The organism is Mycobacterium shimoidei, from assembly GCF_900417275.1.
Lineage (GTDB): Bacteria > Actinomycetota > Actinomycetes > Mycobacteriales > Mycobacteriaceae > Mycobacterium > Mycobacterium shimoidei.
This window is the reverse complement of the sequence record NZ_UEGW01000001.1, coordinates 4,719,419-4,744,640: the sequence shown is the minus strand read 5'-3', so window position 1 is coordinate 4,744,640 and position 25,222 is coordinate 4,719,419. Positions and strand designations below refer to the sequence as shown.

18 protein-coding genes and 1 tRNA gene are annotated in these 25,222 nt (G+C 67.3%); 11 read left to right on the top strand and 8 right to left on the bottom strand.

Annotated elements, in window-relative coordinates; translation table 11 throughout:
- Positions 1-40: 40 nt before the first annotated feature.
- Positions 41-3,139 carry an ATP-dependent helicase gene (locus tag MSP7336_RS22995; RefSeq protein WP_113964686.1) on the top strand — a complete coding sequence of 1,033 codons (3,099 nt, stop codon included), beginning with the start codon at positions 41-43 and terminating at the stop codon, positions 3,137-3,139.
- Entirely contained in the window at positions 3,136-6,372 is a 3,237-nt protein-coding gene (locus MSP7336_RS22990; RefSeq protein ID WP_113964685.1) for an ATP-dependent helicase, read from the top strand. Before MSP7336_RS22995 ends, MSP7336_RS22990 begins: the two co-directional genes overlap by 4 nt.
- Here the strand turns inward: MSP7336_RS22990 and MSP7336_RS22985 are convergent.
- Positions 6,350-6,751: a DoxX family protein gene (locus tag MSP7336_RS22985; RefSeq protein WP_113964684.1), complete on the bottom strand. Its 402-nt coding sequence runs from the start codon at positions 6,749-6,751 to the stop codon at positions 6,350-6,352. The two genes, MSP7336_RS22990 and MSP7336_RS22985, sit on opposite strands and share 23 nt — an antisense overlap.
- 39 nt (positions 6,752-6,790) lie before the next feature.
- Between MSP7336_RS22985 and MSP7336_RS22980 the strand changes: the two genes are divergently transcribed.
- Both MSP7336_RS22980 and nudC read left to right on the top strand, forming a co-directional pair.
- Positions 6,791-7,861, top strand: a complete 1,071-nt coding sequence (locus MSP7336_RS22980) for a potassium channel family protein (protein ID WP_069396552.1) — start codon at positions 6,791-6,793, stop codon at positions 7,859-7,861.
- Position 7,862: 1 nt separating this feature from the next.
- Positions 7,863-8,786: an NAD(+) diphosphatase gene (nudC, locus tag MSP7336_RS22975; RefSeq protein WP_069396551.1), complete on the top strand. Its 924-nt coding sequence runs from the start codon at positions 7,863-7,865 to the stop codon at positions 8,784-8,786.
- A 2-nt stretch (positions 8,787-8,788) separates the two neighbouring features.
- On the opposite strand, the gene mrx1 is transcribed toward nudC, so the two are convergent.
- A complete protein-coding gene (mrx1, locus tag MSP7336_RS22970; RefSeq protein ID WP_069396550.1) occupies positions 8,789-9,040 on the bottom strand; it encodes a mycoredoxin Mrx1 in 252 nt (83 codons plus the stop codon).
- Between the two features lie 86 nt (positions 9,041-9,126).
- On the opposite strand from mrx1, the gene MSP7336_RS22965 reads away from it, so the two are divergent.
- Positions 9,127-11,205, top strand: coding sequence for an ATP-dependent DNA helicase UvrD2 (locus MSP7336_RS22965; protein ID WP_084226489.1), 2,079 nt, complete (start codon positions 9,127-9,129; stop codon positions 11,203-11,205).
- Positions 11,206-11,575: 370 nt separating this feature from the next.
- On the top strand, positions 11,576-11,845 hold the full coding sequence (locus tag MSP7336_RS22960) for a WhiB family transcriptional regulator (RefSeq protein ID WP_069396548.1): 270 nt from the start codon (positions 11,576-11,578) through the stop codon (positions 11,843-11,845).
- An 86-nt stretch (positions 11,846-11,931) separates the two neighbouring features.
- On the opposite strand, the gene MSP7336_RS22955 is transcribed toward MSP7336_RS22960, so the two are convergent.
- The 3 genes from MSP7336_RS22955 to MSP7336_RS22945 are packed head-to-tail and all read right to left on the bottom strand — an operon-like array spanning position 11,932 to position 15,541.
- On the bottom strand, positions 11,932-13,275 hold the full coding sequence (locus MSP7336_RS22955) for a macrolide-binding ATPase MABP-1 (protein ID WP_113964683.1): 1,344 nt from the start codon (positions 13,273-13,275) through the stop codon (positions 11,932-11,934).
- Between the two features lie 43 nt (positions 13,276-13,318).
- Positions 13,319-14,140: a cyclodehydratase gene (locus MSP7336_RS22950; RefSeq protein WP_069396546.1), complete on the bottom strand. Its 822-nt coding sequence runs from the start codon at positions 14,138-14,140 to the stop codon at positions 13,319-13,321.
- A gap of 54 nt (positions 14,141-14,194) precedes the next feature.
- The gene (locus MSP7336_RS22945) at positions 14,195-15,541 is read right to left on the bottom strand and encodes a zinc-dependent metalloprotease (protein WP_069396545.1); all 1,347 of its coding nucleotides are present in this window, start codon (positions 15,539-15,541) and stop codon (positions 14,195-14,197) included.
- 96 nt (positions 15,542-15,637) lie between these two features.
- Here MSP7336_RS22945 and MSP7336_RS22940 point away from each other — a divergent pair, with 96 nt between their 5' ends.
- The 5 genes from MSP7336_RS22940 to ftsH all read left to right on the top strand — a co-directional run bounded on the left by MSP7336_RS22940 (position 15,638) and on the right by ftsH (position 22,877).
- Complete coding sequence (locus tag MSP7336_RS22940; RefSeq protein ID WP_069396544.1) at positions 15,638-16,660, top strand: YlbL family protein; 1,023 nt, start codon at positions 15,638-15,640, stop codon at positions 16,658-16,660.
- Between the two features lie 77 nt (positions 16,661-16,737).
- The gene (locus tag MSP7336_RS22935) at positions 16,738-19,725 is read left to right on the top strand and encodes a UPF0182 family protein (protein WP_113964682.1); all 2,988 of its coding nucleotides are present in this window, start codon (positions 16,738-16,740) and stop codon (positions 19,723-19,725) included.
- Between the two features lie 172 nt (positions 19,726-19,897).
- Positions 19,898-20,425 carry a cupin domain-containing protein gene (locus MSP7336_RS22930; protein WP_069396596.1) on the top strand — a complete coding sequence of 176 codons (528 nt, stop codon included), beginning with the start codon at positions 19,898-19,900 and terminating at the stop codon, positions 20,423-20,425.
- 77 nt (positions 20,426-20,502) lie between these two features.
- Positions 20,503-20,579 (top strand) — tRNA-Met (locus MSP7336_RS22925).
- Positions 20,580-20,888: 309 nt separating this feature from the next.
- Positions 20,889-22,877, top strand: coding sequence for an ATP-dependent zinc metalloprotease FtsH (gene ftsH / locus MSP7336_RS22920; protein ID WP_069396542.1), 1,989 nt, complete (start codon positions 20,889-20,891; stop codon positions 22,875-22,877).
- 19 nt (positions 22,878-22,896) lie between these two features.
- Here ftsH and MSP7336_RS22915 read toward each other — a convergent pair whose 3' ends face one another.
- The 3 genes from MSP7336_RS22915 to MSP7336_RS22905 all read right to left on the bottom strand — a co-directional run bounded on the left by MSP7336_RS22915 (position 22,897) and on the right by MSP7336_RS22905 (position 25,135).
- Entirely contained in the window at positions 22,897-23,310 is a 414-nt protein-coding gene (locus MSP7336_RS22915) for a hypothetical protein (protein ID WP_069396541.1), read from the bottom strand.
- A gap of 82 nt (positions 23,311-23,392) precedes the next feature.
- Positions 23,393-24,094 carry a cutinase family protein gene (locus MSP7336_RS22910; RefSeq protein ID WP_069396540.1) on the bottom strand — a complete coding sequence of 234 codons (702 nt, stop codon included), beginning with the start codon at positions 24,092-24,094 and terminating at the stop codon, positions 23,393-23,395.
- Positions 24,095-24,160: 66 nt separating this feature from the next.
- Positions 24,161-25,135: an NADPH:quinone oxidoreductase family protein gene (locus MSP7336_RS22905; protein WP_069396539.1), complete on the bottom strand. Its 975-nt coding sequence runs from the start codon at positions 25,133-25,135 to the stop codon at positions 24,161-24,163.
- Between the last annotated feature and the right edge of the window lie 87 nt (positions 25,136-25,222).

Sequence of the window (25,222 nt, the reverse complement as noted above, 5' to 3'; positions counted from 1 at the left end):
CGCGTACGGACTTGTCCGACGTTCGTGGTCTCATGCAGGTATGGCACATCGGTGGGGTCGGCAGGCGAGCGCCGTGCTGGATCCGAATCTGCGCGGCCGGATTCGAGTTCTGGGCGGTCCCGGTACAGGCAAGAGCAGCCTGCTGGTCGACGCCGCAGCCGCCCGCATCGCCGCCGGCGCGGATCCGGAATCGGTTCTGCTCCTGACGGGTTCAGGCCGGATTTCCACGGCGACGCGCAGCGCATTGACGACGCAGTTGTTGCAGGCGCGCGCAGACCACCAGGGCCGCAGCGTGATTCGCGAACCACTGGTGCGCACGGTGCACAGTTACGCCTTCGCCGTGCTGCGGCTGGCGGCGCAACGCGCCGGCGGGCCACCACCCCGACTGGTGACCAGCGCCGAACAAGACGCCATCATCGCCGAGCTGCTGGCCGGTGACTTGCAGGACGGCCCCGCCGCCGCGACGGCCTGGCCGGCGGAGCTGCGCCCGGCGCTGCGTACCGCCGGGTTCGCCGCCGAACTGCGGGATCTGTTGGCGCGCTGCGCCGAACGCGGAGTCGACCCGCGGGACCTGCAGCGGCTGGGCCGGCTGCACGGACACCCCGGCTGGGTGGCGGCCGGGCAGTTCGCCCAACAGTACGAGCAGGTGCTGCTGCTGCGCGCCGCAGTCGGGACGGCCGCTCCGCAGGCGACCACCCCGGCGGTGGGAGCCGCCGAGCTGGTCGGCGCGGCGCTGGAGGCGTTCGCCGTCGACCCGGAGTTGCTGGCCGCCGAGCGCGCCCGGGTCCGGGTGCTGCTTGTCGACGATGCCCAGCAACTCGACCGACAGGCCTGCCGCTTGGTACGGGTGCTGGCCGCCGGCGCGGATACGACCCTGATCGCCGGCGACCCCAGCCAGGCCGTATTTGGATTTCGCGGCGGCGACCCGGCCGCCTTGCTCGACGACGAATCGCCGTCGGTGACGCTGACGACGTCGCACCGCTGCGCTCCCGCAGTGGCCCGGGCCATCTCCGGAGTGGCCGGACGACTTGTCGGCAAGCATCCGCGAATCGACGGTGGCGGAACCGATTCCGGGTCAGTGACCGTTGGGTTGGCGGCTTCCGCGCAGGCTGAGGCGGCGCTGATCGCCGACGCGCTGCGCCGCGCGCACCTCATCGATGGGGTGCCCTGGTCGGAGATGGCCGTCATCGTCAGATCAGTGCCGCGCGTCGCCGCCGGGCTGACGCACGCCCTGACCCGGGCCGGTGTCCCGGTCGCCGTGCCGAGCGGTGGCGGGCTGCTGTGCGAACAGCCCGCCGCGCGGGCCCTGTTGAGCGTGCTGGCCGCGACTGCCGACGGATTGACCGGCGAGCGGGCGCTGGAATTGCTGACCGGGCCGATCGGGCGCATCGACCCGGTAACCCTGCGCCAGCTGCGGCGCACGCTGCGCCGCGGCGCACCCGACTGGCAACTCGACGACCTGCTGGTGCAGGCACTGCGCGGCGATCACCCGTCGCTGCCGGCCGCCCAGGCGCGCCCGCTGCGGCGGGTACGGGCGGTGCTGGATGCAGCCGCGCGCTGTCATCGCGACGGCCACGACCCGCGGTACACGCTGTGGGCGGCGTGGCATCGTTCGGGTCTGCAGCGCCGCTGGCTGACCGCGTGGCAGCGCGGGGGCACCGCCGGTGCGCAGGCCGGCCGTGACCTGGATGCCGTGACTGCGTTATTCGACATCACCGACCAATACGTATCCCGTACACCTGGCGGGTCGCTGCGCGGGTTGCTCGATCACGTTGGGGCCCTGCAGTTTCGCCCGCCGCATCCCGAGCCCGGATCGACCGAGGAGGTCAGCGTGCTCAGCGCGCACGCCGCGCTCGGACACGAATGGGATGTGGTAGTCATCGCCGGCTTGCAGGAAGGGTTGTGGCCCAACGTGACTCCGCGTGGCGGGGTACTGGGCACCCAGCGGCTGCTCGACGTCATCGACGGGATCGGCGACAACGCCTCGATGCGGGCACCGTTACTGGCTGAGGAGCGACAGCTGCTGGTGGCGGCGATGGGCCGGGCCCGCCGTCGGCTGCTGGTGACCGCGGTTGACAGCGACGACGGCGGTGCCGATGACCAAACCGCGTTGCCGTCACCGTTCTTCTTCGACGTCGCCGAGTGGGCCACCGACAACAGCGGCGGTGCCGACACGCCACCGGTCGCCGCGCCGCGGGTGTTGTCGGCGGCGGCGGTCGTGGGTCGACTGCGCGGCGTCGTCTGCGCACCGGACGGCGCGGTCCCAGACGCCATGCGAGCCAGCGCGGCAACGCAATTGGCGCGCCTGGCTCGTGCTGGCGTCCCGGGCGCCGATCCGGCCACGTGGTACGGCATGGCGCCAATCAGCACCGCCGAGCCCCTGTGGAGCACCGACGACCACGTGGTCACGTTGACGCCGTCGAGCTTGCAGACGCTTACCGATTGCCCACTGCGCTGGCTGGTCGAACGACACGGCGGAACCGACCCCCGCGATCTGCGGTCCACGATCGGCTCGGTCTTGCACGCCTTGATCGCGGAGCCACACGGCAGCGAGTCGACACTGCTGGCCGCACTGGACCGGGCGTGGCAGCAGCTGCCATTCGAATCCCGCTGGTATGCGGCCAACGAGCTGGCCCGCCACCGGGCCATGCTGCAGGCCTTCCTGGGATGGCGGGCCCAAACACGAGGAGAGTTAACCGAAGTCGGCGTCGAAGTCGACGTCGACGGAGTGGTTGACGGTGTGCGGCTGCGCGGCCGGGTGGATCGGCTGGAACGCGACGCGGCCGGCCGATTGGTGATCGTCGACATCAAGACCGGCAAGACACCGGTCAGCAAGGACGACGCGCAGCGGCACGCCCAGCTGGCGGCCTACCAGTTGGCGGTGGCCGAGGGCCTGGTCTCGCACGGTGACGAACCCGGCGGCGCCCGGCTGGTGTACCTGGGCCGGCCGAATGCCGGCGGCCCCACCGAACGAGAGCAGGATCCATTGACGCCCGCCTTGGCGCAGGAGTGGCGTGAGCTGCTGCGCCAAGCCTCCGCCGCGACCGCCGGACCGCAGTTCGTTGCCCGCATCAACGATGGCTGCACGCACTGCCCGGTGCGCCCGAGCTGCCCGGCCCACACCGAGGAATCCCAATGACACCGCGCTACAGTCCCGCCGAACTAGCCCGTGCTCTAGGCCTTTTCGAGCCGACCGCGGAGCAGGCCGCTGTCATCGCCGCGCCGCCGGGGCCGCTGGTGGTCATCGCCGGAGCTGGTGCCGGCAAAACCGAGACAATGGCCGCGCGGGTGGTCTGGCTGGTCGCCAACGGCTACGCCCGAGCCGATCAAGTGCTGGGACTGACGTTCACCCGCAAGGCGGCCGGGCAATTGCTGCGCCGAGTCCGCTCCCGGCTGGCCCGGCTGGCCGGAGCACGTCTGATCCCCACCGAGCCCGTCGCCGATCAAGCCGCGACCGCGACGGTCAGCACCTACCACGCCTTCGCCGGCCAGCTGCTGCGCGACCACGGCCTGCTGCACGCCGTCGAGCCGGACACCCGGCTACTGAGCGAGACCGAAATGTGGCAGCTGGCCCTCGACGTGGTCACCGGCTATCGCGGCGAGCTGCATACCGACAAAACCCCCGCCGCGGTCACCTCGATGGTGCTGCGGCTGTCCGGCCAGCTTGCCGAACACCTCGTCGACACCGCGCAGCTTCGCGACATCCACCTCGAGTTGGAGCGGCTGGTGCACACGTTGCCGGCCGGCCCTTACCAACGTGATCGCGGCCCCAGTCAATGGCTGCTGCGGATGCTGGCCACCCAAACCGAACGCGCCCAACTGGTGCCGTTGATCGACGAGCTGCACCGGCGGATGCGGGCCGAAAAGGTGATGGACTTCGGCATGCAGATGGCCGCCGCCGCACGTCTGACATCGGCGTTCCCGGCGGTCGGCGAGCAGTTGCGACACCGCTACCGGGTGGTGCTGCTCGACGAATACCAGGACACCGGGCATGCCCAGCGCGTCGTGTTGTCGTCGCTGTTCGGTGGGGGAGTCGACGGCGAGTTGGCGTTGACCGCCGTCGGCGACCCCATCCAGTCGATCTATGGCTGGCGCGGCGCCTCGGCCACCAACCTGCCCCGGTTCACCACCGACTTTCCCCGACCGGACGGCACACCGGCGCCGGTGCTGGAACTGCGCACCAGCTGGCGCAACCCACCGCGGACGCTGAAGGTGGCCAATGCGGTCTCGGCCGAAGCGCGGCGGCGCTCGGTGGCGGTGCGCGCCTTGCGCCCGCGGCCCAACGCCGCCCCGGGGACCGTCCGTTGCGCGCTGCTGGCCGACGTGCGGGCCGAACGCGCGTGGATCGCCGATCGTCTGGAGCAGCACTACCGGCGAGCCCGCGCCGATGGTGTCGCCCCGCCGACCGCCGCGGTGCTGGTTCGGCGCAATTCCGACGCCGCGCCGATCGCCGCCGCGTTGCGGGCCCGCGGAATCCCGGTGGAGGTGGTCGGCGTGGCAGGCCTGCTGTCCATCCCCGAGGTCGCCGACGTGGTGGCGATGCTGCGCCTGGTCGCTGATCCGGCGGCCGGGTCCGCGGCGATACGAGTATTGGCCGGCCCGCGCTGGCGGATCGGCGCACGCGACATCGCCGCGCTGTGGCGTCGCGCCGTGGCGCTGGACGGCGGCGCGCAGCCGGATTCGGCCGGGGCGACCGCAATCGCCGCGGCAGCCGGATCCGACACTGATACCGCCGGTTTGGCCGACGCTATCGACGACCCGGGGCCGCCCAGCCAATACTCGGCGGTCGGTTACCGGCGCATCGTCGCGCTCGCCGACGAGCTGGCGGCGTTGCGCGCGCATCTGGGCCATCCGCTGCCCGAACTGGTCGCAGAGGTGCGCCGCGTGCTGGGTGTCGACGTCGAGGTCCGCGCCGGGCAGCCGCCGACGCCGGGATGGACCGGCGTCGAACACCTGGACGCCTTCGCCGACGTGGTCGTCGGATACGCCGAGCGGGCCACCACCGCCGCTCAGTCGTCGGTCACCGGTCTGCTGGCCTATCTGGATGCGGCCGCTGTCGTCGAAAACGGCTTGGCGCCGGGCGAACTCGCCGTTGCCAAGGATCGGGTCCAAGTGCTCACCGTACACGCGGCCAAGGGACTGGAGTGGCAGGTGGTGGCGGTTCCGCACCTGTCGGGCGGCGTCTTCCCGTCGACCGCGTCGGGTCGCACCTGGCTCACCGATCCCGCCGAGCTGCCGCCGTTGCTGCGTGGCGATCGCGCCTCGGCGGGCGCGCACGGCGTCCCCGTCCTGGACACCTCAGAAGTGACCGACCGGAAGCAGTTGTCGGACAAGATCTTCGCGCACCGCCAGCAGCTGGATCAGCGCCGCGTCGACGAGGAACGTCGGCTGCTGTATGTGGCCATCACCCGCGCTGAGGACACTCTTCTGCTGTCCGGCCATCACTGGGGCGACACCGGGATCAAGCCGCGCGGCCCGTCGGATTTCCTGTGTGAGCTCAAAGACGTCATCGAGGACCAGGACTGCGGCATCGTCGAGCAATGGGCACCGGCACCGGCCGACGGTGAACATAACCCGTTGCGCGACAACATCGTTGAAGCGACCTGGCCCGTGGACCCGCTGGGCGGGCGCCGCGCCGACGTGGAACGCGGAGCGGCGCTGGTGGCCGCGGCAATATCGAACCCGGAGTGCGCGGCGCCCGCGGATCCCGATGTCGATGCGCTACTGGCCGAGCGCGCCCGCAGTGCGCAACCGCCGACGCTGCGTCTGCCCAGTCAGTTGTCGGTCAGCGGTCTGGTCGACCTATCCCGGGATCCCGATGGGGCAGCGCAACGCCTGGCTCGCCGTCTGCCGGCGCGCCCAGATCCACATGCCCTGCTGGGCAACGCTTTTCACGATTGGGTGCAGCGATTCTACGGTGCCGAGCGATTGTTCGATCTGGGAGATCTACCCGGAGCGGCCGACACCGACTTGGCCCAGGGCGATGCCGAAGAGCTGGCCGCGCTGCAGGCGGCGTTCCTCGGCTCGCCGTGGTCGGCGCGCGTCCCGGTCGCGGTCGAGGTGCCGTTCGAGATGGCCGTCGGCGACACCGTGGTACGCGGTCGCATCGACGCGGTATTCGCCGAACCGGACGGCGGCGCGACGGTCGTCGACTGGAAAACCGGTGAGCCGCCGCACGGCCCGGAGGCCACCAGGCACGCCGCGGTCCAGCTCGCTGTCTACCGGCTGGCGTGGGCGGCGCTGTCTGGTTGCCCGGAAAGCCTGGTGCGCACCGCGTTTCACTATGTCCGTACCGGTGCCACGGTCGTACCGGATTCGCTGCCGGATTACGACGAGCTTGCGAGGCTGCTCACGGTAAGACCATGCGCCTGATGTTCAGCGCTGAGGTGATCATCGGGATCTGTAACGGCAACCGGGCCAGCGCGATCAGCCGCATCGGCCAAGGCCTGTCCCACCACAGCCGCACCATGTTGAGATTGCCCGGAAACACTGCGACGAATAACGCTGCGGCCAGCAGTGCGCCGAACCGACGGGTGCTTCTGGCCAGCAGTAGCGCGCCGGTTCCGATCTCGGCGGCGCCGGATGCATAGGTGTAGAACCGCTGGCTGCCCGGCAGCTCGACCGGGACGATGCTGTCGAAGGGCTTCGGGGCCAAGAAGTGGGTGATCCCAATGCCGATCAGCATCATCGCCATGCGGTAGGCGGGCTTCTGGCTGGCGTCGCGCTGAGCGGCGGCTGCGGTGACTGTCATGGTTACATTGTGTCGTGCGACAACCGATGATGGGTTGCTGTGGCCGGCCCTAGCTGGCGGCGGTTGCGGCGCCTCGACGAGAGGCTCACTGCCCAGCCCAGTTATGCCCTGGTCGGTGTGCTGCGGATCCCGCAAGGGCGAGCGAGCCCGGCCCGCATCATTTCCCGGCGGATATCCATCGCCCTGTTTGCGTTGTTCGCTGCGACGGCGTTCGTCTACGCCGACCGTAGCGGGTATCGCGATGCCCGGGGCTCCGAGCTGACATTGCTGGATTGCCTTTACTACGCGGCGGTGACGTTGTCGACAACCGGCTACGGCGACATCACCCCGTACACCGAGGTTGCGCGTGCGGTCAACGTTTTGGTCATCACGCCGTTGCGCATTGCCTTCCTGATCTTGTTGGTCGGGACGACACTCGAGGTCGTCACCGAAACATCGCGGCAGGCATTGAAGATCCAGCGCTGGAGGAGCAGAGTGCGCAACCACACCGTCGTCATCGGCTACGGCACCAAAGGCAAGACGGCCATCACCGCGATGATCTCCGACGAGGTGCCGCCGGCCGACATCGTCGTCGTCGACACCGACCAATCCGCGCTCGAGCACGCTGGGGCCGCCGGGCTGGTGACCGTCCACGGCGATGCCACCAAGTCGGATGTGCTGAGATTGGCCGGAGTTCAGCACGCCGCTTCAATCATCGTGGCCACCAGCCGTGACGACACCGCGGCACTGGTCACGCTGACCGCCCGGGAGCTCTCGCCGAATGCCAAGATCGTGGCGTCGATCCGGGAGGCGGAGAACCAGCACCTGCTGAAGCAGTCGGGCGCCGACTCGGTGGTGGTGTCCTCGGAAACCGCCGGCCGGCTGCTCGGCATTGCCACCACGACGCCCAGCGTGGTGGAGATGATCGAGGACCTGCTGACACCCGCCGCCGGGTTCGCGATCGCCGAACGCGAGGTCGAGCCGAGCGAGGTCGGCGGGTCGCCCCGGCATCTGAGCGACATCGTGCTCGGCGTGGTCCGCGACGGTCGCCTGATGCGGGTCGACGCGCCCGAGGTCGACGCCATCGAGGCCGGCGACCGGCTGCTCTACGTCCGCAGCGCGGGGAAATAGCGTGGATTTTCAGTTGCACAGCGTTCCGCTGCTGTCGCGCATCGGCGCGGACCGGGCAGATCATCTGCGCACCGACGTCGAGGCCGCCGCCTCCGTGTGGAAACAGGCCGCCCTGCTGCGGGTGGACCGGCGCAACCAGGTGCTGGTCGCCGGCCGCCGGGTGGTGCTGCGCCCCGCCCACGAGCTGGGCGACAAACCCCCGCCGGACGCTGTGTTTTTGGGCCGCATCGAGGACGGCCGGCACGTGTGGGCGGTGCGCGGGCCGCTGGAAGCGCCCGAGGACGCCGATGTGCATGCACAGGTGGCCGACCTGCGTCGGGCGGGTGAACTGTTCGATGACATCAGCGCGCAGCTGGTGTCCTCAGCCATCGCATTGCTGAATTGGCATGACCAGGCGCGCTTTTCGGCTGTCGACGGCTCGCCGACCAGACCGGCCCGCGCGGGCTGGGCGCGGGTCAATCCGCTCACCGGCCACGAGGAGTTCCCCCGCATCGACCCGGCGGTGATCTGTCTGGTTCACGACGGCGCCGACCGTGCCGTACTGGCCCGCCAGACGGTGTGGCCAAAGCGCCTGTTCTCGCTGCTGGCCGGGTTCGTCGAGGCCGGCGAGTCGTTTGAGACCTGCGTGGCACGCGAGGTCCGGGAGGAGATCGGCCTGACCGTGCGTGATGTGCGCTACCTGGGCAGTCAGCCGTGGCCGTTCCCGCGCTCGCTGATGGTCGGTTTTCACGCGCTGGCCGACCCCGATCAGGAGTTCTCGTTCAACGACGGCGAGATCGCCGAAGCGGCGTGGTTCACCCGCGACGAGGTGCGTGAGGCGTTGGCCGCCGGCGATTGGGGCAGCAACTCAGAGTCCAGATTGCTTCTGCCCGGCTCGGTTTCGATCGCCCGGGTGATCATCGAATCCTGGGCGGCGGCCGGCTGAGTTTATCCGGCCAACTCGGCCAGCTTCGCCTTGACTTCGCTGGCCGCGGGGTTGGTCAATGTCGACCCATCGGCGAACTTCAGCGTCGGGACGGTCCGGTTACCGCCGTTGACCGAGCTCACGAACTGCGCGGCCGCCGCGTCCTGCTCGATGTTGACCTCGTCGTAGGCGATCCCGGCGGCCTTCAACATCGTCTTGAGCCGATGGCAGTAGCCGCACCACGACGTCGTGTACATGGTGAGTGAGACAGACATAACCCGTTAAACATAACCGAGCCAAAAGGTATGCCCCGCGTGGCGCTGCCACGGGTTTGTCGGCCGGCACTGCCAAGATGGACGCCATGCCGGTGATCGAGGACGCCCTGCTCGCTGATCTCGACGATGAGCAACGCGAGGCTGTGCTGGCGCCCCGTGGCCCGGTCTGCGTGCTGGCCGGGGCCGGAACCGGCAAGACCCGCACGATCACGCATCGCATCGCGCAGCTCGTCGCCGCCGGCCACGTTTCCGCGGGGCAGGTGCTGGCGGTGACGTTCACTCAGCGGGCAGCCGGTGAGATGCGCGCCCGGTTGCGTGCGCTGGGCATCGGCAATGTGCAGGCGATGACGTTTCACGCGGCGGCCCACCGCCAGCTGCGGTACTTCTGGCCACGGGTGGTCGGGGACACCGGCTGGGAGGTGTTGGACAGCAAGTTCGCCGTTGTCGCGCGCGCAGCGAACCGCGCCCGGCTGCAATTGAGCACCGACGACGTGCGAGACCTTGCGGGCGAAATCGAGTGGGCCAAGGCGTCGCTGATTTCGCCGGAAGAGTATGCGCAGGCGGTCGCGGGCGCCGGCCGCGACATTCCGCTAGATGCCGCGCAGGTCGCCGCGGTGTATGCGGGCTACGAGTCCCTCAAGGCCCGCGGGGATGGGGTGGCGCTGCTCGACTTCGACGACCTGTTGTTGCACACCGCGGCCGCGATCGAAAACGACCCCGCCGTCGCCGAGGAGTTCCGCGACCGGTACCGCTGCTTTGTCGTCGACGAATACCAGGACGTCACCCCGCTGCAGCAGCGGGTGCTTTCGGCGTGGCTGGGCGATCGTGACGACTTGACCGTCGTCGGCGACGCCAACCAGACCATCTATTCGTTCACCGGTGCCACTCCGCGCTACCTGCTGGACTTCTCGCGGCGGTTCCCGGACGCCACCCTGGTGCGCCTCGAGCGCGACTATCGCTCGACCCCGCAAGTGGTGTCGTTGGCCAACCGGGTAATCGCCGCCGCCCGCGGGCGGGTGGCCGGCAGCAAATTGCATCTCGTCGGCCAGCGTGACCCGGGCCCGGTGCCGACCTTTCACGAGTATTCCGACGAGGTCGCCGAGGCGGCGGCGGTGGCCAAGGCGATCGCCAAGCTCATCGACGCCGGCACCGCGCCGGCAGAGATCGCGGTGCTCTATCGGATCAACGCCCAATCCGAGGTCTACGAGGAAGCGCTGACCGAGGCCGGGATTCCCTATCAGGTGCGCGGTGGTGAGGGGTTTTTCAGCCGCCAAGAGATCCGCCAGGCGCTGCTGGTGTTGCAACGGGCCGCCGACCGCGGCAGCGACGGCGCATTGCCAGACGTCGTGCGGGAACTGCTTGAACCACTCGGTTTGACCGCGCAGCCGCCGACCGGCGCCCGGGCGCGGGAGCGATGGGAAGCGCTGGCGGCGTTGGCCGAGCTGGTCGACGAGGAAGTGGCGCACCGCCCACAGCTAGATCTGCCGGGTCTGGTGGCCGAGCTTCGGCTACGCGCCGACGCGCGCCATCCCCCGGTGGTGCAGGGCGTGACGCTGGCGTCGCTGCACGCCGCCAAGGGGCTGGAGTGGGACGCGGTGTTTCTGGTGGGGTTGGCCGACGGCACGCTGCCGATCTCGCATGCGCTCGCCCACGGCGCCGACAGCGAGTCCGTCGAGGAAGAGCGCCGGCTGCTTTACGTCGGAATCACCAGGGCCCGAGTGCACTTGGCGCTCAGCTGGGCGCTGTCGCGCACTCCGGGTGGGCGGGGCAGCCGCAAGCCGTCGCGGTTCCTCAACGGAATCGCCCCGCAGGCAGAACCGGGTCAAACGCCGGGCAAGCCGCGCCGCAAGGCCGGCACTTCACAGCGCTGCCGGATCTGCAACAACCGGCTCATCACACCGGCAGCCATCATGTTGCGTCGTTGTGAGACGTGCGCCGCCGACGTCGACGACGAGCTGCTGTTGCAGTTGAAAGACTGGCGGCTGCGCACCGCGAAGGATCTGAACGTCCCGGCCTACGTGGTGTTCACCGACAACACGCTGATCGCGATCGCCGAAATGCTGCCCACCGACGACGCGGCGCTGGTCGCCATCCCCGGTATCGGCGCCCGCAAGCTGGAGCAGTTCGGGGCCGACGTGCTGGAGATGGTCCGCAGCCGGAGCTAAAACCGCGCGGCGGGTCGCCACAAAAACCGCAGGTCAAAAAATCGGTTGCCCGCGGTCCTGCTACGATCTAACCTTTCAAGCCGCAGTTTCTGACACGCCCGCAGCATCAAAGCACGAGAGGAGGAAGTCACGATGATCACCATTGGCTTCCACCGTGCTGCGCACGCCGTCGCGGCGGCCGTATCGGCTGCGCCGCGGCATCACGCCGCCGCTGCCGCCGCGTCCGTGGATCGGGGCTCCACCTAACTGCCAGGAACCCGACGGCCACGGACTCGAATCAGATCCGTGGCCAGTTTTTTAGGTCGTCAGCCCGCCACCTGGTCCGGATCTCGAGAAGACCACCACCCGACCAGGAAGCAGGTGACAGGACATGTCGATCCGCACAGTCCGCGACCGAAAGCTGCCGACGCTGCCGTGTCATGTCGGCGATCCCGACTTGTGGTTCGCCGACAGTCCCGCTGACCTGGAGCGCGCTAAGCTGTTGTGCGCCGACTGTCCGATCCGCAGTCAGTGTCTGGCCGCCGCGTTGCAACGGGCCGAACCATGGGGGGTGTGGGGCGGCGAGATCTTTGACCGCGGCTGCGTCGTCGACCGCAAGCGTCCGCGGGGCAGGCCGCGCAAGGAGCCGGTCGCTGCCTGAGTCTGCCTGAACCGCGAAAGTGCAACTACCGACACGTTTCTCGAGTAACAGCGTCGGTAGTTGCACTTTGGCGACGTAAAAAGTCGCTAGACCACCGCGGCGTCGGGTTCGGCGAAGCCGGGGACCAGCTCCTCCGACAGCGCCTGGGTCGGCACATGGGCGTCCAGCTGGCACATGATCGCCATCGCCGAGGCGAGCACTCGCATCGGGATTGCCAGCTTGGGCGGCAGATCCATTTGCCGTGCGGTGCGGATCTGTGCGACCCCGCGGTCAATCTGGCGGTTCGTCATGCGCTGCAACCACTTACGGGTGTAGTGGAAGACCTCGACCTGGACGGGTTCGACGTACTGACGCAGCATGTCGTCGATGTCGCGCACCGACACCTGCTGGCCCTTCTGGATGAAACCGGCCTTCTCCATCGTCGGCAGGACCAGGTCGTATTTCTTGTCGCGGGCCAGCCGGATGATCATCCCCAATTCGGTCGGGAACCCGCCGGGCAGTGGCGCCACCGCGCCGAAGTCGATGACACCCATCCGTCCGTCGGGTAGCAGCATGAAGTTGCCGGGGTGAGCGTCACCGTGAATCAACTCGATCCGGCGTGGCGCGTCGAAGAGGAATTCCGCGAGCCGGGTGCCCATCAGGTCTCGTTGTTCGCGGGTGCCGTTGCGGATGATCTCCGACATCGCCACACCGTCGATCCACTCCTGAATGACGACCTTGGGGGCGCTGGCCACGATATGCGGCACCAGGAAGTGCGGGTGGCCTTCGTAGGCTTTGGCGAACTTGCGCTGGTTGTCGGCCTCCAGACGGTAGTCGAGCTCCATCTCGGTGCGTTCGATCAGCTCGTCGACAATGCCCTGGACATCCACGCCGGGTGCGAGCTGCTTGACGACACCGACCATGCGCCGCATGGTCTTCAAGTCGGCGCGTAACGCTTCGTCGGCGCCCGGGTACTGGATCTTGACGGCGACCTCGCGACCGTCGGACCACACCGCCTTATGGACCTGGCCGATGCTGGCCGACGCCACCGGGGCGTCATCAAACGAGGCGAACCGGTTGCGCCACTTGGTGCCGAGTTGCTGGTCGAGCACCCGGTGCACTTTGGCGGCCGGCAGCGGCGGCGCGTCCTTCTGGAGTTTGGTCAGCGCTTCGCGGTAGGGCTCGCCGAACTCCTCCGGGATGGCGGCTTCCATCACCGATAGCGCCTGGCCGACCTTCATCGCGCCGCCCTTGAGCTCGCCCAGCACGGTGAAGAGCTGATGGGCGGCCTTTTCCATCAGTTGGGCGTTGACTTCGTCCTGCGACTTGCCTGCCAGCCTCTTGCCGAATCCGAGCGCGGTCCGGCCCGCGATGCCCACCGATAGGCCGGCCAGCTTCGCGTTGCGCGCGGCGCTCCCACGTTTGATGTCTGCCACACATCCATCATCCATGACGGTTCGACATCCCCGAGCACCGATCTGCCAACAAACGATGTCAACACGAACACAGCGGATGCCGCGGCCAATGGCGGGCCACGATCGAGCCGGTGTGCACGTTGAATTCCAACGTCGCGTTCAACGCCGAGGGCGGCCCCGGATCGGGCCCGCCGTCCGCGCCGCGCAGCGCCCCGATCACCCGGTTGACCTGGCTGAGCGCCAGCGCCGTGGTGGCCATAAGCGTCGCACGGTCGGCCGTGCCGACGGTGTCGCGCAGCTGGACGGCGACGACAGGCCAGGCCGCATCCCGATCGCGGCGATGCAGGTCGGCGCAGCCTGAACAGCTGGTGACTCCGGGGATGACCAGCGGCCCCACCAGCCCGGTGCCGTCGCGCACCCGCACCTGCAGGTGCGCGACGCCTTGGTTGTGCAGCTCGCGCACCATCCGCGGATCAGCGACCAGGTAGTCCGACAACACCACCAGGTCGGCCCCGGCAGCTGTCACAGCGGCGTGCGGGTGGCCGGTGTGCGTGATGCGCGCCCCCGAGCAGCGCAGCGCGCCGACGAGCAGATCCGACAGCGGCCCACGCCCGTGCACCCGGATCGATGCCGATCGACCGGCCTGTTGCCGGGGTCCGGGGGTGACGATTCCGGCCTCGACGAGGCGGGTGATCAGCTTTTGCACGGCGGCTGCGTCGGCTTGGCGTTGCAGCGCGGCCATCGGTGTCGGCGAATGCATCGACCGCAGCATCCGGGCCAAATCGGTGGCGGTCATCCCGCGCGGCGGCTCGATCAGGACGGCGCGGCGTGGATCCCAGCCCACCTGGACCGTGCCGTCGGGCCGCACCAACACCGGCCGCGCCGGGTCCAGCGTGTACATCGTCGGCGAGGTCGGCACAGTCGGACTGTGCCACGCGCCGCGCGGGTCTTCAGCTCAGTTATCCACAGGGCCGTCGGGGCCCGGATCGGCGTCGCGTTCGAGTTGGGCGATCACCTCGTCGATGCCGCTGGTGTCGCCACCGATCACCCGGTCGATGAAGCCGGCGGGCTCGTCGAGATCCTCAGCCTCGGGAAGCAGATCGGGGTGCTGCCACACCGCGTCGCGCGCGTCGACCCCTGCGGCCTGCGTCAGGCGCTGCCACAGCGCGGCGGCCTCCCGCAGTTTGCGTGGCCGCAGCTCCAAACCGACCAGCGTGGCGAACGTCTGCTCGGCGGGCCCACCGGTGGCGCGACGCCGGCGCAATGTCTCGGCGAGCGCGGCGGTGCCCGGGATGCGGTCACCCAGCGCCGCGGTCACCACGGTTTCCACCCAGCCCTCGATCAACGCCAGCAACGTCTCGAGCCGCTCGAGGGCCTGGGTCTGCTCGGGTGTCGCCTTGGGCTCGAACACCCCCTGGTTCAACAGCTCTTCGACGGCCGACGGGTCGGTCAGCGACGCGGGGTTGAAATCCCTTGCCAATTCTTCGATTCCGACCATATCGATCTTCATGCCCTTGGCGTAGGCCTCCACGGCGCCAAGCAGCTGACTGGCCAGCCACGGGACGTGACTGAACAACCGGTGGTGGGCGGCCTCGCGGGCCGCCAGGAAAGTGAGGATCTCGCTGCGGGGTTGCTCGAGGCCCTTGGCGAAAGATTCCACGGCTTCGGGCAGCAGCGCGGCGATTCCCTTGGGCCCCAATGGCAGACCGATATCGGTGGATGTCAGCACCTCGCGGGCCAACCGAGCCAGCGCCTGGCCCAGCTGTGAGCCGAACGCCATGCCGCCCATCTGCGACATCACTTGCAGCAGCGGACCGGCCATGTTTTTGGCTTCCTCGGGCAGCGCTGACGCCCACACCGTGGCGATCTGCTGAGCCATCGGGTCGCACAACCGCTTCCAGGTTTCCAGCGTGTTCTCGACCCAGTCGTTGGGGGTCCAGGCGACGGCTTTGGTGGTGCCCGCGGGCAGCGCGGTCGCTCCGTCCAGCCAGGTCTCGGCCAGGTGCACGGCATCCGCGATGGCCGTGCGGGTGGCCTCGGGGATCGGCGCCACGAAGCCGATCGAGCTGGAGGCAAGCTGTCGCGCCAGTTCGTAGTTGACCGGACCAGATTGCTGGCCGGACGCCATCACCGTGCCGGCGCCGCTGAACATCTGTCCGAGCCGGGTGAAGATCTGACCCAGGTCGGCCATGTCGAAATCGCCGCCGAACCCGGACGCGCCAAAGGGGGCCGGGTCGTCGTCACCGCGTTTTTCGCGGTCAGGGTCGTCTCCGGCGGAGAACCCGAACGGCAGGTCAGCCATACCTCAACGGTACTCATCACGGAGACGGCGCGGGTAATCTGCCGTAACGCTCTGAGTGAACCGGCCCGAGACTTGGGTCCGGTTAGGGTTAGCGACGTGAACAGGCGGATTCTGACGCTGATCGTCGCGTTGGTGCCGATCGTGGTGTTCGGTGTGCTGCTGGCGGTGGTGACGGTGCCGTTTGTGTCTCTTGGGCCTGGCCCGACGTTCGACACCCTCGGCGAGGTCGACGGCAAGCAGGTAGTCGAAATCGAGGGCGCCCCGACGCACCCGACGACGGGTCACCTGAACATGACGACGGTGTCTCAGCGCGACGGCCTGAGCCTGGGGGAGGCGCTGACGCTGTGGCTATCGGGGCAGGAGCAGCTCGTGCCGCGCGACCTGGTGTATCCGCCCGGAAAGTCGCGCGACCAGATCGACAAGGACAACAACGCCGATTTCAAGCAGTCCGAGGACAGTGCGGCCTACGCGGCGCTGGGGTATTTGAAATATCCGCCGGCGGTGACGGTCGCGACTGTCAGCGACCCTGGACCGTCGAAGGGTCAGCTGGAGGTCGGGGATGCTCTCGACGCGGTCAACGGCACCCGGGTGGCCAATGTGGAGCAGTTCACCTCGCTGTTGAAAAAAACCAAGCCCGGCCAATCGGTCACGGTCGACTTCCGTCGTAAGAACGCGCCGCCCGGAGTCGCGCGGATCACCCTGGGCTCTAACCCCGACCGCGATTACGGGTTCCTCGGCGTCGGGGTCCTCGATGCGCCGTGGGCGCCGTTCGCCATCGATTTCAACCTCGCCAATGTGGGCGGACCTTCGGCCGGACTGATGTTCAGCTTGGCGGTCATCGACAAGCTCACCACCGGCGATCTGACCGGCGAAAAGTTCGTCGCCGGTACGGGCACCATCACCGCCGAGGGCAAAGTCGGCCCCATCGGGGGCGTCGTCCACAAGATGATCGCCGCCCGGGCGGCTGGCGCGACGGTGTTTTTGGTGCCGGCCAAGAACTGTTACGAGGCCAATTCAGACAAGCTGGCCGGGTTGCAGCTCGTGAAGGTCGAAACGCTGGGGCAGGCGGTAGATGCGCTGCACACCGTCGCTTCGGGCGGCGAGCCGCCGAGCTGCTGAGGAGAAGCCGGGCAATCAGCCGAGGTGCGTACAGTTATGACATCGACACAGTTGACGACGTCCAGGGAGCGTAACTAGTGGGGATGCGGCCCACCGCCAGAATGCCGAAACTTACCCGGCGCAGCCGGACGCTGATTGCGATCGCCCTGGCCGTGATCGTGCTGCTGCTGGTCGGCCCCCGGCTGATCGACGCCTACGTCGACTGGCTGTGGTTCGGCGAACTCGGCTACCGGTCGGTGTTCACCACCGTGCTGTTCACCCGCCTGGTGGTGTTTTTGATCGGGGGTCTGCTGGTCGGCGGGATCGTGTTCGGCGGGTTGGCGTTGGCCTACCGCACCCGGCCGGTATTCGTGCCCAGCAACGGCAACGATCCGGTGGCGCGCTATCGCACCATGGTGATGTCGAGGTTGCGCCTGGTGGGCATTGGAATTCCGGCCGCGCTCGGCCTGCTGGCCGGAATCATCGCGCAAACCTACTGGGTGCGGGTCCAGTTGTTCCTGCATGGCGGTCAGTTCGGCGTCCGCGACCCGCAATTCGGCAAAGACCTCGGCTTCTACGCCTTCGAGCTGCCGTTCTACCGGCTGGTGGTCGGCTACCTATTTGTAGCGTTGTTCCTGGCATTCGTCGGAAATCTGTTGGTGCACTACATCTTCGGCGGAATTCGGCTGTCAGGTCGTACCGGTGCGCTGAGCCGTTCGGCGCGAATCCAGTTGATCAGCCTGGCGGGTGCGCTGGTGCTGCTCAAGGCGGTGGCCTACTGGCTGGATCGCTACGAGTTGCTCTCGCACACTCGAGCCGGTAAGCCATTCACCGGCGCCGGCTATACCGATATCAACGCAGTGCTGCCGGCTAAGCTGATCCTGCTGGCAATTGCGTTGATTTGCGCCGCCGCGGTTTTCTCGGCGATTGTGCTGCGGGACTTGCGGATCCCCGCGATCGGCCTGGTGTTGCTGCTGCTGTCCTCGCTGATTGTGGGGGCCGCCTGGCCGTTGATCGTCGAGCAGATCAGCGTCAAACCCAATGCGGCGCAGAAGGAAAGCGAATACATCAGTCGCAGTATCACCGCCACGAGACAAGCCTACGGGCTGACCGATGACGTGGTGACCTACCGCAACTACAGCGGCGACTCGCGGGCAACCGCCGAGCAGGTCGCCGCCGACCGCGCCACCACGTCGAACATCCGGCTGCTCGACCCCACGATCGTCAGCCCGGCCTTCACCCAGTTCCAGCAGGGCAAGAACTTCTACTTCTTCCCCGATCAGCTATCCATCGACCGCTACCTCGACCGCGACGGCAACCTGCGCGACTACGTCGTCGCCGCGCGAGAACTCAACCCCGACCGTCTGATCGACAACCAGCGCGATTGGATCAACCGGCACACCGTCTACACCCACGGCAACGGGTTTGTGGCCTCACCGGCCAACACCGTGCGCGGTATCGCCAACGACCCCAACCAAAACGGTGGCTATCCGGAATTTCTGGTCAATGTCGTCGGCGCCAACGGCAGGGTGGTGTCTAACGGTCCGGCCCAGCTGGACCAGCCGCGGGTGTACTTCGGCCCGGTCATCTCCAACACTCCTGCCGACTATGCGATCGTCGGAAAGAACGGCCCCGACCGCGAATACGACTACGAGACCAGCACCGAAACCAAGAACTACACCTATACCGGCGCCGGCGGGGTCCCGATCGGCAGCTGGCTTTCGCGAAGCGTGTTCGCCGCTAAGTTCGCTGAACGAAACTTCTTGTTCTCCAACGTTATCGGCTCGAACAGCAAGATTCTTTTCAACCGCGACCCGTCGCAGCGGGTCGAAGCGGTGGCGCCGTGGTTGACCACCGACAGCTCGGTGTACCCGGCCGTCGTCAACAAGCGCCTGGTGTGGATCATCGATGCCTACACCACGCTGGACAATTATCCGTATTCGGAGCTGACGTCATTGTCGTCGGCCACCGCCGACTCCAACGAAGTTGCGTTCAACCGGTTGGCGCCGGACAAGCAGGTCTCTTATATCCGCAACTCGGTGAAGGCCACCGTCGATGCGTACGACGGAACCGTGACCCTCTATCAGCAGGACGAGCAGGACCCGGTGCTCAAAGCGTGGATGAAGGTGTTTCCGGGCACCGTGAAGCCCAAGAGCGACATCAGCCACGAGCTCGCCGAGCATCTGCGTTATCCCGAGGATCTGTTCAAGGTGCAGCGGATGCTGCTCGCCAAATACCACGTCAACGACCCCGTGACGTTCTTCTCCACGTCGGATTTCTGGGACGTGCCGCTGGATCCGAATCCGACCGCCAGCAGCTACCAGCCTCCGTACTACATCGTCGCGAAAAACCTTGTTACGGACGATAGTTCGCCGTCCTTCCAGCTGACCAGCGCGATGAACCGGTTCAAGCGCGATTACCTGGCCGCCTACATCAGCGCCAGCTCTGATCCGGCGACGTACGGCAAGATCACCGTGCTGACTATTCCCGGCCAGGTCAACGGACCCAAATTGGCCAACAATGCGATAACCACCGACACCGCGGTGTCGCAGGACCTCGGTGTCATCGGTCGCGACAACCAGAACCGTATTCGTTGGGGCAATCTGCTCACCTTGCCGGTGGCTGAAGGAGGTTTGCTCTACGTCGAGCCGGTGTATGCCTCCCCGGGTGCCAGTGACGCCGCGTCATCGTATCCGCGGCTGATCCGGGTGGCGATGATGTACAACGACAAGATCGGGTATGGCCCCACCGTCAGCGACGCGCTCACCGGACTCTTCGGGCCCGGTGCCGGCGCCACCGCAGCCGGGATCGCGCCCACCGATGGCGGGGCACCCGCCAGTCCGCCAGCCGGAACGCCGGCTCCGGCGGACGCGGCGCCGACGTCTCCGCCGCCGGCCGCCGCCGCGACTCCGCCGGCCCCCAACGGCGCGACGACCTTGTCCCCGGCAAAAGCCGCCGCGCTCAAGGAACTTCAGGCGGCGATCAACGCCGCGCGCGAGGCCCAGAAGAAGGGCGACTTCGCCGCTTACGGCGCTGCTTTGCAACGGCTCGACGACGCGATCACCAAGTTCGACACCGCCAAGTAGTCAATCAACGGCCGCTCGACCGGCGAGTGTCGGACGACGACTGCTCGATACACCGTCGAAGGTGGCAGATTGTGTGGGAAATGCGGCTGAATGGTGCCGGTGCGTTAGGGGCGTAGGGCCGCAGAATCGACCAAGACAAGGGCAATACGAGGAGGTACCACCAGTGGTCGATATGAATCAGATCCCGGTGACGGTGGTGCAGCCCGGCGAAGGAGAATACGTAGCGCTTCCGGGGTTTGGGGCGGTGTTCAAGCTATCCAGCCGGACGAACGGCGGCGAAGTGTCCATCGTCGAGCATCCATTTGAAGTCGGACTCCTAACTGCGGCGCACCGGCACACCCGCGAGGACGAGCATTCCATCGTGGTGGCGGGCGAGATCGGCTTCCGTTCCGACGACAGTGAAGTCGTCCTCGGACCCGGCGGTTACATCACCAAGCCGCGCGGGCAGATGCACGCGATGTGGAATGCCGGCAGCGAACCTGGTCGCATCGTCGAGATCATCACTCCGGGTGGATTCGAGAACTACTTCCGTGAGCTCGGTGAGTTGCTCCTAGAGCACGCGAATGATCCTCTCGGCAAGGTGCTGCACGAGCTACCCGAATTTGGGCAATTGGCAGACAAGTACGGGCTCACCTACGGCTCGCCGGACTGGATGGACGACATCAGGCAGCGTTATGGGCTGAATCCGCCTTCGCACTGACGTCGACGGCGGCCGGCGGCTGCTCAACCCGCAATTTGGCCGCCTCGTCGGTGTTCGGTAATCTGGTAGATACCCGTCGCGGGGTGGAGCAGCTCGGTAGCTCGCTGGGCTCATAACCCAGAGGTCGCAGGTTCGAATCCTGTCCCCGCTACCAATCGAGCGGCCCCCGGAAACATCCGGGGGCCGTTTTGACATTCACAGATCGCCACCGATGTTTGGCATTGCCCACTGCCGGTGAGCCAATCCCCAGCCGACCTCAGCGGGACCAGATGTATCCGAAAAATTTCCGTGCCTGCAACATTGGGGAGCAGCTCCGAGTGGTCACACCCGATCCGCCCGCGGGGTCGGCCAGCGCAACCGCGGGTGAAATTTTCAGTGATTCTCATTAGACGTTAGAAGACTTCTGTAACCAGTCGACAACAGCTGCTACGGCAAGGACCACTTTGCGCAATAGTTGTCGGGTATGGCTGAGATGAACCGCCGACCGTCATCGGATGACGACCGCAAGGGCGCCCCGCCAGCGCCGCCGAAGCGGGCGGAGCCCAAACCATGGCGCACCGAGGGACTACCGGCCCAAGACGACGGGGGCGGTCCCAAGCGTCCGCCATGGTGGCGGGTGCTGATCTATGTCGGTCTCGGCTATCTCGCTGTCTTCGGGTTGTTGTCCGCTCAGGATTCTTTGAGCGAGCCGACGAAGGTGCCCTACACCGATTTCACTGCGGAGGTCGCCCAACACAATGTCGCTGAGGTGTTCGCCCACGGCAGCACCATCGAAGGCGAACTGCGCCAACCCAGGCCGGTGCCGGGTCAACCTGCTTCGGCTGAGAATCCGAAGACGTACAAGCGATTCACCACCGAACGGCCAACTTTCGCCCAAGACGATCTGCTGGCGCAGCTGAAGCAGGGCGACGCAACGGTTTCGGCCAAGCCGCTGACCCAGGAGCGGGGTGTGCTGTGGAATCTGCTGATCTCAGTGGCCCCGATCTTGTTGCTGTTCGGCTTCTGGTATTGGCTGTTCAAGCGCAGCCAGAAGGCGCTGGGCGGCATGGGCGGCATGCTGGGCGGGTTCGGGCGTGAGAAACGCAAGCCCGTCGACCCCGAATCCGTGCGGGTGACCTTCGCCGACGTCGCCGGCATCGATGAGGTCAAGGCCGAGATCAGTGAGGTGGTCGACTACCTGCGCGATCCCGACAAGTATCGGAGGCTGGGGGCGCGCGCGCCCAAGGGCGTGCTGTTGACAGGTCCACCCGGCACCGGAAAGACGCTGTTGGCGCGGGCCACCGCCGGCGAGGCCAACGTGCCGTTCTTTTCTGCCAGCGGCTCGGAGTTCATCGAGATGATCGTCGGTGTCGGGGCATCCCGGGTTCGGGAGCTGTTCGAGGAGGCACGCAAGGTCGCCCCGTCGATCATCTTCATCGACGAGATCGACACCATCGGTCGCTCCCGCAGCAGTGCGCTTGCGGCTGGCGGCCACGACGAACGCGAACAGACGCTCAACCAGATCCTCACCGAAATGGACGGTTTCACCGGTTCCGAGGGTGTAGTGGTGCTCGCGGCGACGAACCGGCCCGATGTGCTGGACGCTGCGCTGCTGCGGCCGGGACGCTTCGACCGCACGATCGTGGTCAATCCCCCCGACCGGACGGGGCGGGCCGCAATCTTGGGGGTCCACACCCGTAAGGTGCCGCTGGCCGACGATGTGGACCTCGACCGGCTCGCCGCGATGACCCCCGGTATGACCGGCGCTGACTTGGCGAATCTGGTCAACGAGGCGGCGCTGGCCGCGGCCCGCAAGGGTCAAAGCCAGGTGAGCGACCGCGACCTGACCGACGCTCTGGAGAAGGTGCAGCTGGGCATCGCGCGCCATGTGGTGTTGCCCGAAGAAGAACGCCGCCGCACCGCCTATCACGAGGCCGGTCATGCGTTGCTGGGCTTGTTGCAGCCCGGTGCCGACCCGGTCCGGAAGGTGTCGATCATTCCGCGCGGCCACGCGCTCGGTGTCACCCTGTCCACCCCCGAGGAGGACCGATACGGCTACACCGCCGAATACCTGCGCGGACGCATCATCGGGGCGCTGGGCGGCATGGCGGCCGAAGAGGAAGTCTTCGGTGTGGTGACCACCGGGTCGGAGAGCGACCTGGAGAACGCCAGCAACATCGCCCGCAGCATGGTCGGCCGATGGGGCATGTCCGAGCAGATCGGCCCGGTGTCGGTGCTGCCGAAAGAGGGGGACCCGCGCATGGCCGGGATCTCCGACAAGATGCTGGGCAGCGTCGACGAAGAAGTTCGCCGGCTCATCGAGCAATGCTATGAGGAAGCCCGAAACTTATTGCGTGAGAACAGGAATCGGCTCGACAGCATCGTCGCTCAGCTCCTTGAGCATGAAACTCTCGACGAAGATCAAATCTACGCGGCGGCCGGCATCGGCAAGGAGGCTGTCGCGCGGGCATGACACTCGCGCCATTCGGCCCTTAGAAAATCACCGGAGAGTAGGCAGCTGAATTGCCTGTCCCGAGGCAGGTCACGTTGACGCTGTACTTCGCGCCGGGCGAGGGAAGCAAGATTGTCACGGGGTTCGACGGGGTTGGCCCCGTCACCCAGACGTCGGCATCGTATGGAAACGGCAAAGTATTCATCACGCCCACCGAGTGGTAGTGACACAGTTGCGTTGCTCCTGGCGGGTTGGTCGTATCGACAACGGTCACCGACAAGGCAAGCCCCCCGCCGCCGTAGATGACCTGCATCGAGCCATCGGTGTTGGTGAAATAAACCGGGTTGGTTGCCTGTGCGGTTCTCCAGCCCCCCAACAACATCGCCGGCACCGCTACCGCGGCGGCCGCGCCGACCGCAAGCACGCGCTTATTGATGTTGCGAATGATGTTCATTGCCGCTCCTGCTCGGTCGGTGGTGCCTGCCACCGAGGATAGGTGCGAAATGGCGTGGTGATGGCCTGTTCTGCAGCGGTGACTACAGCCGGCTGACGGCGTAATCGGCCGCCTGTCCCTCCATGCCGTTCGTCAGGTACCCCACGTGGGCGATCGTCGGTGGCGCAGCCGTAGCGCCGTTACAGATGGTGTCACCGGCGGCGCACAAGTCGAGGGTCTTATCCGCATACTGCGGGCCGATCCTGATCGGCGGCGCACCGCTCTCGGTCAGGAACTGGTTCGACGGCCTGCCGAACAGGATCACCGCGGCGACGTGGTTGGCCACCGAGGGCGGCAGTGGCTGCGGCAGGTACGACACATATGCGGCGGGCACCTCCTTCGGGATGGCCGCCGAGGTGACGAAGCCCGCCAACGCGGCGCCCTGCGAATACCCGCCGAGCACAATCCTGGTGTTGGGGCAGTTGGCCGCCGTGGCCTGCATGTGGCCACCGGCGTCGCGAAGGCCGTCGACGAAGGTTCTGGCGAAGTCGACACCGCCGCCGAAATCGGTGCTGGCGGCGTAGTTGACCGGGTACACCGCGACCGACCGCTCGCCGGCCCGCGCGGTGAGCGCGTCGACGAACGCCTGGCCCACTCCGCCGACACCTGGTGGCTCACCGGAGCCGCGGGCGAACACCAGCTCGACGTCAGGGCACGGCTGCGCCGAAACGTCGGGCGCAGGCACGCCCAGCAACGCGTACGCAGTCAGCGCGGCGGCACCCAAGATCAATTTGATGAGCTTCATCTTCGCTCCAAAGCGTCATCCCGACCCGACCTCGATGCTAGAGGAGGTCGGCGACCTGCGGCCGTGTCAATCGCGTATCCGCAGCACGACCTTGCCTTTGGCGGTGCGGTTTTCCAGCGCCGCGATCGCCTCACCGGCGCGCTCCAGCGGGTAAACCTCCGGCTGCGGCGGTGGGACCGCCCCCGACGCCAGCAGCGCTTGAAGCTCCGACCACTGCTGCGACAGCGAACCTGGATGCGTCATCGCCCAGGCACCCCAGCCGACGCCGACCGCGTCGAGGTTGTTGAGCAGCAACCGGTTTAGCTTCACCGTCGGAATGTCGCCGCCGGTGAAACCGATGACCAGCAGCCGGCCGCCTTGCGCCAGCGACCGCAACGAATCCGTCACCCGATCGCCGCCGACCGGGTCCACCACGATGTCCACCCCGCGCCCGCCGGTCAGCTCGCGGACGGCGTCCTTGAACCCGTTGGCGAGCACCACATCGGTGGCACCGGCGGCGGTGGCGATCTCGGCTTTCTCCTGCGTGCTGACCACCGCGATAGTCCGTTTAGCGCCCAACGCCGGTGCTATCCGCAGCGCCGAGGTTCCGATACCCCCGGCCGCGCCGTGCACCAGCACCGATTCGCCGGCGGCCAGCCGGCCGCGTTCGGTGAGCGCAAAATGCACGGTCAGGTCGTTGAACAACAGGCCGGCGCCGGCCTCGAACGACACCGTGTCGGGCAGTGGGAACACCCGATCGGCGGGCAGGGCGATGACTTCGGCCATGCCGCCGCTCAACATGGTCAGCACGGCCACCCGGTCGCCCGCTTTGACCTGCGCGCCGGCCGGTGCGCTGCGCACGACGCCGGCGGCCTCACCGCCGAGGACAAACGGCACGTCCGGTTTGTGCTGGTAAAGCCCGCGGGTCAGCAGCACGTCGGGAAACGCGACACCTGCCGCGTAGACGTCGATGACGACCAGGTCGTCGCCGCCCGGCTCGTCGACGTCGACCACCTGCACTGCTTCCGGACCATCCAACCGGGATACCTGTACCGCCCGCATCGCGCTCCTTCCGTCGACCTCAACCGTCCGGCGACGATGCGGCCCGAGAGGGCCTGCTGAGGAGCCGGACAAATTGAACCTAGTCTG